The 12,875-nt window shown below is 68.9% G+C and carries 10 protein-coding genes and 2 tRNA genes; 8 read left to right on the forward strand and 4 right to left on the reverse strand.

Features of this window, described 5'->3' with window-relative positions; translation table 11 throughout:
* The first annotated feature begins 33 nt into the window (after positions 1-33).
* The 3 genes from gyrA to ACFVYF_RS05745 all read left to right on the forward strand — a co-directional run bounded on the left by gyrA (position 34) and on the right by ACFVYF_RS05745 (position 3,558).
* Positions 34-2,628 (forward strand): DNA gyrase subunit A, encoded by a 2,595-nt coding sequence (gene gyrA / locus ACFVYF_RS05735; protein WP_389451279.1) that lies wholly within the window; start codon positions 34-36, stop codon positions 2,626-2,628.
* 18 nt (positions 2,629-2,646) lie between these two features.
* Positions 2,647-3,372 carry a DUF3566 domain-containing protein gene (locus ACFVYF_RS05740; protein ID WP_389451281.1) on the forward strand — a complete coding sequence of 242 codons (726 nt, stop codon included), beginning with the start codon at positions 2,647-2,649 and terminating at the stop codon, positions 3,370-3,372.
* A 112-nt stretch (positions 3,373-3,484) separates the two neighbouring features.
* Positions 3,485-3,558 (forward strand) — tRNA-Ile (locus ACFVYF_RS05745).
* A 397-nt stretch (positions 3,559-3,955) separates the two neighbouring features.
* Here ACFVYF_RS05745 and ACFVYF_RS05750 read toward each other — a convergent pair.
* Positions 3,956-4,330: a DUF6344 domain-containing protein gene (locus ACFVYF_RS05750; RefSeq protein ID WP_389451284.1), complete on the reverse strand. Its 375-nt coding sequence runs from the start codon at positions 4,328-4,330 to the stop codon at positions 3,956-3,958.
* A 327-nt stretch (positions 4,331-4,657) separates the two neighbouring features.
* Between ACFVYF_RS05750 and ACFVYF_RS05755 the strand changes: the two genes are divergently transcribed.
* A complete protein-coding gene (locus ACFVYF_RS05755; protein ID WP_003999697.1) occupies positions 4,658-4,786 on the forward strand; it encodes a DLW-39 family protein in 129 nt (42 codons plus the stop codon).
* Between the two features lie 322 nt (positions 4,787-5,108).
* Positions 5,109-6,596 (forward strand): hypothetical protein, encoded by a 1,488-nt coding sequence (locus ACFVYF_RS05760; protein ID WP_389451287.1) that lies wholly within the window; start codon positions 5,109-5,111, stop codon positions 6,594-6,596.
* Positions 6,597-6,814: 218 nt separating this feature from the next.
* Here ACFVYF_RS05760 and ACFVYF_RS05765 read toward each other — a convergent pair whose 3' ends face one another.
* Positions 6,815-8,602, reverse strand: coding sequence for a protein kinase (locus ACFVYF_RS05765; RefSeq protein WP_389451290.1), 1,788 nt, complete (start codon positions 8,600-8,602; stop codon positions 6,815-6,817).
* 131 nt (positions 8,603-8,733) lie between these two features.
* Positions 8,734-9,282, reverse strand: a complete 549-nt coding sequence (locus ACFVYF_RS05770; protein ID WP_389451293.1) for a helix-turn-helix domain-containing protein — start codon at positions 9,280-9,282, stop codon at positions 8,734-8,736.
* 181 nt (positions 9,283-9,463) lie between these two features.
* Between ACFVYF_RS05770 and ACFVYF_RS05775 the strand changes: the two genes are divergently transcribed.
* Positions 9,464-9,536 (forward strand) — tRNA-Ala (locus ACFVYF_RS05775).
* Positions 9,537-9,996: 460 nt separating this feature from the next.
* Here ACFVYF_RS05775 and ACFVYF_RS05780 read toward each other — a convergent pair.
* Positions 9,997-10,689: a DUF5324 family protein gene (locus ACFVYF_RS05780; protein WP_389451296.1), complete on the reverse strand. Its 693-nt coding sequence runs from the start codon at positions 10,687-10,689 to the stop codon at positions 9,997-9,999.
* A gap of 438 nt (positions 10,690-11,127) precedes the next feature.
* On the opposite strand from ACFVYF_RS05780, the gene ACFVYF_RS05785 reads away from it, so the two are divergent.
* Complete coding sequence (locus ACFVYF_RS05785; RefSeq protein WP_389451298.1) at positions 11,128-11,661, forward strand: peptidylprolyl isomerase; 534 nt, start codon at positions 11,128-11,130, stop codon at positions 11,659-11,661.
* Positions 11,662-11,812: 151 nt separating this feature from the next.
* Positions 11,813-12,724 carry a rhomboid family intramembrane serine protease gene (locus ACFVYF_RS05790; RefSeq protein WP_389451300.1) on the forward strand — a complete coding sequence of 304 codons (912 nt, stop codon included), beginning with the start codon at positions 11,813-11,815 and terminating at the stop codon, positions 12,722-12,724.
* Positions 12,725-12,875: the final 151 nt, after the last annotated feature.

Raw genomic sequence — 12,875 nt, forward strand, 5'->3', positions numbered from 1 at the left:
AGCTGACCGCACCAGAAAGGATCTGCACCAGCAATGACCGACGAGAACACTCCGATCACGCCTGAAGAAGACGGCGCGTTCACCCTGCGTGTCGAGCCCGTCGGGCTCGAGACCGAGATGCAGCGCTCGTACCTCGACTACGCGATGTCCGTCATCGTCTCGCGTGCGCTGCCGGACGTGCGGGACGGGCTCAAGCCCGTCCACCGCCGCGTCCTGTACGCCATGTACGACGGCGGCTACCGGCCCGAGAAGGGCTTCTACAAGTGCGCCCGTGTCGTCGGCGACGTCATGGGCAACTACCACCCGCACGGTGACTCCTCGATCTACGACGCGCTGGTCCGCCTCGCGCAGCCGTGGTCGATGCGGATGCCGCTGGTGGACTCCAACGGCAACTTCGGTTCCCCGGGCAACGACCCGGCCGCCGCCATGCGGTACACCGAGTGCAAGTTGATGCCGCAGTCCATGGAGATGGTCCGCGACATCGACGAGGAGACCGTCGACTTCACGGACAACTACGACGGCCGCTCCCAGGAGCCGACGGTCCTGCCCGCCCGCTTCCCGAACCTGCTGATCAACGGCTCAGCCGGCATCGCGGTCGGCATGGCCACCAACATCCCGCCGCACAACCTGCGCGAGGTCGCGGCCGGCGCCCAGTGGTACCTGGAGAACCCGGAGGCCTCCCACGAGGAGCTCCTGGACGCGCTGATCGAGCGCATCAAGGGCCCCGATTTCCCGAGCGGCGCCCTCGTAGTGGGCCGCAAGGGCATCGAGGAGGCGTACCGCACGGGCCGTGGCTCCATCACGATGCGCGCGGTCGTCGAGGTCGAGGAGATCCAGAACCGCCAGTGCCTGGTGGTCACCGAGCTCCCCTACCAGGTCAACCCCGACAACCTCGCGCAGAAGATCGCCGACCTGGTGAAGGACGGCAAGATCGGCGGCATCGCGGATGTCCGCGACGAGACGTCGTCCCGTACGGGCCAGCGGCTGGTCATCGTCCTGAAGCGGGACGCGGTCGCCAAGGTCGTACTGAACAACCTCTACAAGCACACCGATCTGCAGTCGAACTTCAGCGCCAACATGCTGGCGCTGGTCGACGGCGTCCCGCGCACGCTGTCGCTCGACGCGTTCATCCGCCACTGGGTGACGCACCAGATCGAGGTCATCGTCCGCCGTACGAAGTTCCGGCTGCGCAAGGCCGAGGAGCGCGCGCACATCCTGCGTGGCCTCCTGAAGGCCCTGGACGCCATCGACGAGGTCATCGCGCTGATCCGGCGCAGTGACACCGTCGAGATCGCGCGCGAGGGCCTGATGGGCCTCCTGGAGATCGACGAGATCCAGGCGAACGCCATCCTCGAGATGCAGCTGCGCCGACTGGCCGCCCTGGAGCGCCAGAAGATCGTCCAGGAGCACGACGAACTCCAGGCGAAGATCACCGAGTACAACGCGATCCTCGCCTCGCCGGTGCGCCAGCGGCAGATCATCAGCGAGGAACTCACCGCGATCGTCGACAAGTTCGGTGACGACCGCCGCTCCAAGCTGATTCCCTTCGACGGCGACATGTCCATGGAGGACCTGATCGCCGAAGAGGACATCGTCGTCACCATCACGCGCGGCGGCTACATCAAGCGGACCAAGACCGAGGACTACCGCTCGCAGAAGCGCGGCGGCAAGGGCGTCCGCGGCACGAAGCTGAAGCAGGACGACATCGTCGACCACTTCTTCGTGTCGACGACCCACCACTGGCTGCTGTTCTTCACCAACAAGGGCCGCGTCTACCGCGCCAAGGCGTACGAGCTCCCGGACGCAGGCCGGGACGCGCGCGGTCAGCACGTCGCGAACCTGCTGGCCTTCCAGCCGGACGAGGCGATCGCCGAGATCCTCGCGATCCGCGACTACGACGCCGCGCCCTACCTGGTCCTCGCCACCAAGGGCGGCCTGGTCAAGAAGACATCTCTGAAGGACTACGATTCCCCGCGCGCCGGCGGCGTCATCGCGATCAATCTCCGGGAGACAGAGAGCGGATCCGACGACGAACTGATCGGCGCCGAGCTGGTTTCGGCAGAAGACGATCTGCTGCTGATCAGCAAGAAGGCGCAATCGATCAGGTTCACGGCCACGGATGACGCGCTGCGTCCGATGGGCCGCGCCACCTCGGGCGTCAAGGGAATGAGTTTCCGCGAGGGCGACGAGCTGCTCTCGATGAATGTTGTTCGACCCGGTACGTTCGTGTTCACTGCTACGGACGGCGGGTACGCGAAGCGAACTGCCGTGGACGAGTACCGCGTCCAGGGTCGCGGTGGCCTCGGCATCAAGGCCGCCAAGATCGTCGAGGACCGCGGATCGCTCGTCGGCGCGCTGGTGACCGAGGAGACCGACGAGATCCTCGCCATCACGCTGTCCGGCGGTGTGATTCGTACGCGAGTCAACGAGGTCAGGGAGACGGGCCGTGACACCATGGGCGTCCAACTGATCAACCTGGGCAAGCGCGATGCCGTGGTCGGTATCGCTCGTAACGCCGAGGCCGGTCGTGAGGCGGAAGAAGTCGAAGGCGTCATCGCCGGTGACGAGACCGCCGAGGACATCGAGGTCGTCGGTACGGAAGAGGGCGAGCCGTCCTCGGCCGAGTAGCGCGAGGAGTGAGTCATCGTGAGCGGAGCCACGGGCGCCGGATCGACCGGTACGGAAACGGACGGCGGCCGTGGCACCGCCACGGAGACGGCTGACTCCCATGACTCTCATGGATCCCAGGGGGGAACTGTGACGGACACCCGAGGCCCGCAGGCCCAGCAGTACGCGGCCGGTTCGGGCCCGGCGGCTCCGGGCGGACCGGCCGCGGCGGCAGCTCCGGCCGCTCCGCAGGCCGGCTCCACGCTGCCTGGCGAACGCCAGCCGCAGCAGCCCGCCGGGCCGTACCACCCGCCGCAGGCCTACCAGCCAACCCCCGCTCCGGCCCCGGCCGGTGCCGTACGGCGTCCGCGGACGGGTGCGCGTACCACGCCCCGCACCCGCAAGGCGCGCCTCCGGGTGGCCAAGGCCGACCCGTGGTCGGTGATGAAGGTCAGCTTCCTGCTCTCCATCGCCCTCGGCGTCTGCACGATCGTGGCGTCCGCGGTGCTGTGGATGGTCATGGACGCGATGGGCGTCTTCTCGACCGTCGGCGGCACGATCTCCGAGGCCACCGGCTCGAACGAGTCCAACGGCTTCGACCTGCAGTCATTCCTGTCGCTGCCCCACGTCCTGATGTTCACCACCATCATCGCGGTCATCGACGTCGTCCTCGCCACGGCGCTCGCGACGCTCGGCGCGTTCATCTACAACCTCTCCGCGGGCTTCGTCGGTGGCGTCGAGCTGACCCTCGCCGAGGACGAGTAACAGCAGGTCCTCGGGGGCGCTCCCAGAGCCCGGGATACCGATTTTGGGACTGGCCGCGTCGTGCGCTAATCTTCAGAGGTCAGCGCGCGGGACATACACCGCACAGCGCGGCGGGGCTATAGCTCAGTTGGTTAGAGCGCATCCCTGATAAGGATGAGGCCACAGGTTCAAATCCTGTTAGCCCCACAGCAGAAGCTCAAGAGGAGCGGGTGTTTCCCCTGACGGGGAGCACCCGCTCTTTGTTTTGCGTCGAGTGAGGGCGTTGGTCTCTGGTGGTTGGACGTCGTCACCGGGGCCGCGGCCTCACCTGCTCGTCTCCCCGACTTCTCCCGGCGTCCACGCGCTGAGGCTCTGGACGGAGGCATGCGGGCCGTCCGGTCGCCGTGCAGCCGAACAGTGCGGCGGACATCTACTACCTGGCCCTCGTGGGCGCTCTGGACAGCTATGCATGAAGGCCCGGCAACTCGTCCGAGTTGCCGGGCCATCGCCCTGTGTGGCTTTGTACGCAAGTTCGCCGCTACGTCAGGGGGTGCCGGGGGGTGCTACCGCGCGCTCGTGCTGGAGGGGCGGTGCGGTCGGGCGGTCAGCGCTGAAGGGGCTGGACGGCCTCAGCCGCTGCCTCTGCAGCCGCCTCCGCGCCTGTCTCCATGCCGATCCCGGTCGCGTCCGCGTCCGTGTCGTCCTCGTCCGTCGTCGGGCGGTGGCGACAGCTCGGTGAGGAGCCGTGGGCCTCGGCGCGGATGCGTTGCTTCATGGTGGGGGGCAGGGCCCGGTTGTTGGACGCTGCCCAGGGGGCCGGCGCCGTCGGCGCCGTCGAGTGGGCGCTGGTGTTGCGCACCGACTCGGCCTGCGGTACCGCCGCGGCCGCGGTGGTCGTGATGAGTCCCAGCGCCGTGCACAGCGCGAGGAACGCGGTGACGACGGTGCTCCACAACTTCATGACCTTGTTCTGGGCCACGGCCCCTCACTTTCGGGTTGGGCGATTTGCGTACTTTCCTCATGATGTGTATGGAGGCCGTGAAGTGGGGGACCGACGCCCGTGGCGCGTCGATGTTCAGATGAACACCACCCGGATGGGTGCAAGAGACAGGAAAAGGCAGGAAGAGTGCCGAAAAGTCACGTTGTGTGAGGAGTGGTGACCCTCTGAACGGGGTGCCGTCCTCCCGTGCTATTGGGTTGCGCCGGGCGGGAGTTGGGGGCCGACGCAGGTCACCGATCGGTCTCGGTCGGTGTGTATAGTCGGGCGCCAGAGGTCCCCTACGTCAAGGAAAGACGAGGTAGCGCGGTGAAGAAGCTTCTCCTGGTCGCACTGGCCGCCATCGGCGGGCTCCTCGTGTACCGCCAGATCCAGGCGGATCGCGCCGAGCAGGATCTGTGGACGGAGGCGACTGACTCCGTGCCCACGGGTTCGTGAGGATCGACAACAGTCGAGACATCAGTCTCAGAGCAGACCCCGGCCGCCCTCGCGGTCGGGGTTTTGTGTTGCCGGCGAGGCTTCCGAGGGACTGTTCGTATGTCCATCCGCGCGCCCGCCCCCGCGCCTGTTCGCGCTAGCAAGCGAATCACTTGCAACGGCAAAGTCGGGGGCCTCGGCTTACCGCCGGTGCGATCCACAAGCGCCGGCCCAGGGGGCGTGAGGGGCGCGTTTCAGCCGCGCGTACGCGGAGCGTGGTGGCGCGGAGGCGGCCGGGGCAGGATGGGCCACGATCCGGGGCTACGACGAGGGGTGGCGCGTGATGGGGCGGGGCACGGTGAAGTGGCGCACGGCGTCGCGACGCGGCCGGGCACCGACACCGACGGCGGTGCTCGCGGTGGTGACGGTGGCGGCGGCACTGTGCACAGCAGGAGCGGCGAGTACGGCAGCGGCCGCACCCGGGAGTGAGCAGGGCAGCCGGACGGGTGCGGTGCCCCGGGGCACGACCCTCGGCCAGCGGTCCTGGGCGAGCAGCACGCCGGATCCGTACGCCTTCGCCAAGGACGCCAAGACAGTTGAGGGTGCCGACGGCACCACGGACGCCGTACGCCTGGAGCCCGGTGGGACGTACCGCAGCTCCATCAAGAAGGACGGCAAGCTCTACTACCGCCTCGAACTCGACGCCACCTCCAGTGCGTACGTCTCCGCCACGGCCGTCCCCAGGCTGGGGACGACGGTCTCGTCCGCGGACGGCGTCAAGGTGACCGTGCAGGACGCCGACGGCTCCACCTGCTCCGCCGAGTCCGCACATCTCGGGCCCACGCAGAGCCCGCATCCCGTCACCGCCTGGGCGGCCCGCGAGATCGGAAGCCGCAGCAAGTACGCATGCCAGGAGGCAGGCACGTACTACGCGGTCGTCGAGCGCAGCGGACCGCCCGGTTCCGCTCCGGACGACTGGGACCTGGAGCTCGACTACGCGTCGGAACCCCGTCTGCGGGAGGCCGGTTCGACCGCCGCGCCCGACACCTGGAACTCCGCGCCGCCCGACACCCTCCTGGGCGACGCCGGCCGCCGCACGGGCGGCATGGGCTTCAGCACGGCCGTCGCCCTGCGGCAGGGCGTCTGGCAGACGGGGATCCGGGCCGGTCAGACACTCTTCTACCGCGTCCCCGTCGACTGGGGGCAGCAGCTCTACGCGACCGCCGAGCTCGGCAGTTCACCCGGCGGCGACGGCTATGTGGGCACCGCCCTGTCCGTGTCGCTCTACAACCCCGCACACGGCCACGTCGACGACGTGGGCTGTGGATACGACGGCAGCCAGCGGTCGGCCGTACTGCGGCCCCTGCCTCCCGTCCAGTACGACAATCGCTACGCGATCACTGACCGGGTGAGCGCGATGCGGTTCGCCGGCTCCTATTACCTCGTGGTGCATCTCGGTGCCCAGGTCGCCGAGAAGTTCGGCGACGGACCGCTCGGGCTGACGCTGCGCGTGCGTGTGAACGGGACGGCGGAGGCCGGTCCGGCATACGCGGGGCAGTCGCAACCCCGTGGCGCCTTCGACGTCAGCGCGCAGGACCGGGCGGAGGCGGACGCCGGTACGGCCGGCAGCGGACGCGCCGGCGGTGGTGATGGCGGTGGCGGTGGCGGTGACAGTCGTGCGGACGGCTCGGGTGGCGGGGACCGGATGATGAAGCTGGTGGCCGCGGCCGGAATCGGTTCGGGATGCGTGCTGGTGCTCACGCTCGCCCTGTGGAGGGTCGTCGCCCGCCGGCGCGCGGACGGTGGGTGGGGGGAGCGGACGAGAGCCTAGGGTGGTCGCCCGCCGGCGCGCGGCCGGTGGGTGGGGGGAGCGGACGAGAGCCTAGGGTGGTCGCCCGCCGGCGCGCGGCCGGTGGGTGGGGGGAGCGGAGGCGAGCCTGAGGAGTTCGGCTGCCTCGGTTCCTCGGTTCTTCGGTTCTTCGGCTTCTCGAATGCTTGGCCTCTCGGCTCCTCGGCGCCTTGGCTTTGGGCTTCTCAGCCCGAGGCTCCTCAGATTTGGGCCAGCGCCCAGAAACCCACCGCGAAACAGATGACCGCGAGGAACAGGACCGGCACGGCCACGCTCGCGGGCGGCCCGGGGCGCCTCGTGCGATGCCGTGAGACTGCCCTTCGCTGGGGCGGAACCTGCGAGGGCCGAGCGGTGTATGAACCAGTAGAGGCAAACGCGTGCTGCTGCACCGCGATGCCGGAAGCCGCAGTCTGGCGGGGGGAGGACTCATGGGAGGACGCGTGGGGGGACGCGAGCGGGGGGCCGAAGACAGGTGTGTGGACGGGAGTCGGCGTCGGATGCTCCAGGGACGCAGGGGGAGCGGAGGGGACCGTAGGAGCAGCCGGCTGCGGAGCCTGCGTCACCGACTGGGCCTGGGGCGGCGGCAGATGGAAGCTTCCGGTGTCTGACATCGGGGACGGCATCGGGGACGGCATCGGGGACGGCATCGGGGACGACATCGGGGACGGCTGCGGGGGCGTGCCGTCGGGGGCGGATCGAGAGGCCGTGGTGCCGGTGTCCAGGTATGGGGGTGCAGTACCGGCGGCGTGCCAGTGCGCCGTGTCGGGGGTCGCGTTGCCGGCCCCGGGCTCTGGAACCGCGCTGCCGGTTGGGTACGGCGTCGGTGGGCTGCTGGGAGGCGGCGGTGGCGGAGTCGCGGCGGCACTGGGATGTGGGGGCAAGGTGCCGTCGTCGGAACGCGGGATCGGCGGGGCGGTGCGGGGGCGCGGAGGTATGGTGCCGCGGCTGGTCCCGGTCTGGGGAACTGCAGCGCCGCCGCTGGTCCAGGTCTCAGGAACCGCAGCGCCGCCGCTGGCCCCGGTGTCCCCGAGATGGGGTGTGCTGTCACCACCGGATGGCGATACGGCGCCTACGCGCGAGCGCGACGCACTCACCCCCGGAGCCTGAATGAGCGGCCCCTCCGGCCCGAACCCCGTTGGCAGCGGCCCGACTTGGTCGAAGACCTCGACCAGCTCGTCGTCGACCAACGGCTCGGGCAGCAGCTCGGCCGCCGAGGCGAGCGCCTTGCGCGCACCCGTGGCCGTCCGGAAGCGCGCGTCCGGGTCCGGTTGCAGAAGGGTGGCCACGACCTGCCACAGCGGCTTGGGAATGCTCTGGGGCGCCCCCGGCGTGCCATGCGCCGCGAAGTACTCGATGAGGGCCTTGGCGTCGGGTTTGGCACCCTCCAGCAGATAGAGAGCGACCAGTCCCACGGCGAACAGATCGGCGGGGAAGTCCGGTTCGGCGCCCATCATCTGCTCAGGGGCGAAGTAGCCGGGTGTCCCGACCACGTAGTTCGTCTCCGTCAGCCGGGGTTCGCCCAGACGCATGGCGATCCCGAAGTCGGACAGCCGCAGCCGGGGCCGCGCCGTACCGGTGGCCTCGAGGAGCACGTTCGCCGGCTTGATGTCGCGGTGCACCACCCCCTCCGCGTGTACGGCGGCGAGCCCCGCGAGGAGCTGATCGAGCAACGTACAGACGAAGGGAGCGGGCAACGGGCCGTAATCGCCGACGAGATGGACCAGCGAGCCCCCGGCGACCAGATCCATGGTGAACAGGACCTTGTCGTCGTCGGCCGCCCAGCTGGCCGGCGCCAGCACATGAGGATGATCGATCCGCAACGCCTGCTCGCGCACAAAACGCAGCAGCGAGTGAGCGTCGCTCTGCTGCAGGACCTTGGCGGCCACATACCGGCGCCGCCGGTGGTCCCAGGCGCGCCAGACCGCACCCACTCCCCCACGCCCGACCGGGTCGACCAGTTCGTACCGGCCGGCGAAGACCTCACCCATGCTCGTGCCTCGCTCCCCCTTCGGCGGTCGGCCCGGCAGCCTCGTGCGAGGTGCCCGGCTGCCTGTCTCCCGGTGACCGGAAGGCGTAACGCGCCTCCGGCGGCGGGGCGTTCGGCGGCCGGGCTGTCCGCTCAGCTCTGGTGCGACTGGTAGTGCGCCACGGCGTCGGAGGTGCGGCCCGCGCCGTACACCCGGAGGAACTCTGCCAGTTCCGGGTGGGTCGGGGCGAGAGTGTCAGCGGCTTCGATGATGTCGCCGGCGGCCGCCACGGACCGCAGCAGCGACTGGATCTCGCGGACCACCCGCTTCACCGTCGGCGCCCCCGAAGTGGTCGTCGACTGCGTGGTGTTGCTCAGCACCGAGCCCCCCTGCGACTTCTTGATCTCGTCCATCCGCTCGGTCGCCTCCGCCGCGCTGACGCTGCCGTCCGCGACCTGCCCCGCCAGGTCCTGAAGCAGCTGCACGCGCTGGACCACCGCGGGATTGCCGATCTTGGCACGCTGGCCGCTCATCAGCTGCGACAGCATGGGCGCCGACAGCCCCAGCACCCCGGCAAGCCGCGCCTGGTTGAGACCCAGATCGTCGATGAGCCTGCGGAAAAGCGCCCCCAGCGGCTCCCCGTACCAGTTCCGCTGCAGCTCCCGGGCTCTTGCGGTTGCTTCCTGCTGTGCGGCGTCCATTGCGTCTCCCCATCGCTTTCCCCAAAACGGCGGTTCGCTGTCGCGAACCACGTCGAGCATCTTACGGAGAGTGGTCGTCCACGGGGACCCCCAATCTTTTTGCGGAATCCGGGGGGTGACCCGGTACTCTGGTCCCCGGCGCCCGCCGGTGCGACATCCTTCCGGCCGGACGCCCCCTTCCGGGGCCTTAGCTCAGTTGGTAGAGCGCTGTCTTTGCATGGCAGATGTCAGGGGTTCGACTCCCCTAGGCTCCACACCTCGGACCGGCCGGCCGCCCTTCAGGGCGACCGGCCGGTCTTGCGTTCCGGTGAGGTGGGACACACCAATTGGTTTGCTGTCGTTGCACTTCTTTGCGCAAAGAGAAGCAGAGAAGGCTGTCCCGGTGCCCGCCGCGAAGCCCGGTGGCGGACAGTGAGCGCGCTCGACCCCCGTCCACCGGCCTTGTGCGATCCGGCCATGGCGGAAACGGGTGACGACGGCAATGCGCACCGTGAAGAGAAATGTGAGGATCTCGTGCCGTCCGGGCGTTGCAAACGTCACCGTGTGGACGTGCTGTAAATGCGAGCGCTTTCCTCCGGAAACGAAGCCGCCGGCCCCGCTGGTTCCACGTGAAACAACGCCCCCGCGCAACAGCCCAACACAAACGCCGTGGGGCAGAAGACCCTCAAGTCTTCTGCCCCACGGCGTCGTTGATGCCCGGTTCGGCGGCCGGGATCAGCGGTGTTCGTCGTGATCCGCCGCCTCGTCCTCGGCGGCCTTCGCCTGCACCTCAGGGTCCAGGCCAGTGCCGTCCACCGACGTCAGACGACCGCTGTCCGGAACCTCGGTAGCGGCAGGAGGCTCGACCAGCCAGTCCGGGTTGGCCTGCTTGTCCCACCACTTCCAAGCGGCATAAGCGCCACCCGCCACGATGCCCAGCACAGCCAGACCCTTGGCGATACGGCCGGCCTTCGCCCGCCGCTGCTGCTTGCGCACCAGCTTCTGGATCTGCTTGGGCGAGACCTGGCCACGCAGCGCGGCCAACGCGGCCACCCCACGCGCCGCAGCCTCTTCCCTCACAGGCTGAGCCGCGGCCACCGCCTGGTCGAGACGCGGCTTGGAATAGTCGGCGGCCTGACGAGCGGCCTGACGAGTACGGACGGCCGCGTCATGAGCGGCCTGGTCGACCTTCGGCGGGACATGCGAAAGAGCCTGTTCCAGCCGCGGCGCGAGATGAGCGTCGTACTGAACGCGGGCCTGATCGGCGGCCAGCGACACTTTCGGCGCGAGCCGTACGCGTGCCTCGTGTGCGTAGTGTGCAGCCCTGTCCTTGGCCGTGTCGGCATAGGGCGCCACCACTTCCGCGGCGTGCAGCACGCTGTCCTTTGCCGAGCCGGTCGCGGCGCGCACGCTGTCGATGCGGGTCACGGGTTTCCTCCTCCTCGGTGGCGTACGGTATTCACCTTTCCGCCCTTAACGGGATCATGCCCGTCAGCGGTCTCCGGGGCATGCGAGGGCGGGCATCCGGGTCACGGGTACCGGCACCGGGTGAGCTCGGAGCCGGAGCCGGTCAAAGGGGCGATCGCGGACGATCAAGCAACTGACAAGCAACGATCAAGTCCAATAGCGGATTAATACAGGGCAACAGGAGCTTGTCGTCGACAATGCCACGGATCGTCGCGACGCGCCCCCATCCGAACCGAGTCGACCGGATTTCTGCCGACACCGCCCCGGACTTCATTCCGAAGACCACAACCGAGTGCCCTGAAGAAGAGGTACTAAGCCCGCACCACAGTGGCGACGGGAGACGCACGACCCCGTCCGTGCGAGGATCGGGACGTCAGAGAAGGCAACGGAAGGCAGATCGTGGCTGAGCAGCTTTACGCCACCTTGAAGACCAACCAAGGCGACATCGAAGTCCGGCTCCTGCCGAACCACGCGCCCAAGACGGTCCGGAACTTCGTCGAACTCGCCAAGGGCGAGCGTGAGTGGACCAACCCCAAGACGGGTGCCAAGTCCACCGACAAGCTCTACGACGGCACGGTCTTCCACCGGGTGATCAGCGGCTTCATGATCCAGGGCGGCGACCCCCTGGGCAACGGCACCGGCGGCCCCGGCTACGAGTTCGAGGACGAATTCCACCCCGACCTCGCCTTCGACAAGCCCTACCTGCTGGCCATGGCGAACGCCGGCCCGGGCACCAACGGCTCCCAGTTCTTCATCACCGTCTCCCCGACGGCCTGGCTCACCCGCAAGCACACCATCTTCGGCGAGATCACCGACGCGGCCAGCCAGAAGATCGTGGACGCCATCGTCAACACCCAGACCAACCCGCGCACCGACCGCCCCGTCAACGACGTCATCATCGAGTCCGTCGTCGTCGAGACCCGCGAAGGCTGAGCCCACCGGATCCCACAGGGAACCAAACGCCCCGCCCATCCGTAAGGATGAGCGGGGCGACGCGTTGCGCACACCAGGCCCGCACACCGCCCGGCCGGAGCAGGCACCCGCCCGACGCGCAGCCGACGCACGGACACACGAGGGGACCCCCATGGACCAGGCACCAGGCAGCCCGCAGGGCCCGCACGAACAGGGACCGCAGGACGCCCAGAGCCTGCCCACCTGCTACCGCCACCCCGACCGAGAGACCGGCATCCGCTGCACCCGCTGCGAACGCCCCATCTGCCCCGAATGCATGGTCAGCGCCTCCGTCGGCTTCCAGTGCCCCACCTGCGTACGCGAAGGCTCCGGCACCGGCCACCCCCCCACCGCCACCCAGCCCCGCACCCTCGCCGGCGGCACCGTCACCACCGACCCCCGCCTCGTCACCAAAATCCTCATCGGCCTCTGCATCGCCGCCTACGTCGTCCAGCAGACAGCCGGCGACCGCTTCACCGAACGCTTCGAACTCCTCGGCCGCGCCTACGTCCCACTCCTCGGCTCCGTCGAAGGAGTCGCCGAAGGCCAGTGGTACCGACTGCTCACCGCGATGTTCCTGCACGGCAGCGTCATGCACATCATCTTCAACATGCTCAGCCTCTGGTGGATCGGCGGCCCCCTCGAAGCCGCCCTCGGCCGCGCCCGCTACCTGGCCCTCTACTTCGCCTCGGGCCTCGCCGGCAGCGCCCTCACCTATCTGATCGCCGAGCCGAACAAACCCTCGCTCGGCGCCTCCGGCGCGATCTTCGGCCTCTTCGGCGCCACCGCCATCCTCATGCGGCGCCTCAACTACGACATGCGCCCGGTCATCGCCCTGCTGGTGATCAACCTGATCTTCACCTTCGGCTGGCCCAACATCGCCTGGCAGGCGCACATCGGCGGCCTCGTCGGCGGTCTCGTCGTCGGCTACGCGATGGTGCACGCGCCGCGGGAGCGACGGGCTCTGATCCAGTACGGAGCGTGCGGCGTCATCCTGGTCGCGGTCGTCGTCATGACGCTGGTCAGGACCGTTCAGCTGACCTGAGCGGCCGTGTTGTCCACAGACTGTGCCGGATCTTGTGCACGCTGTGTGGGAACAACTGTGCCCCCTGTCGCTGACCCGAGTTTTCCCAGGTAGGACAGGGGGCGAACAGACTTGCGGATCCCGGTAGGTCAGTCACACCGGCGTCAACACC

Origin of the sequence: Streptomyces sp. NPDC058274, from assembly GCF_042881375.1 — a bacterium.
Taxonomy (GTDB): domain Bacteria; phylum Actinomycetota; class Actinomycetes; order Streptomycetales; family Streptomycetaceae; genus Streptomyces.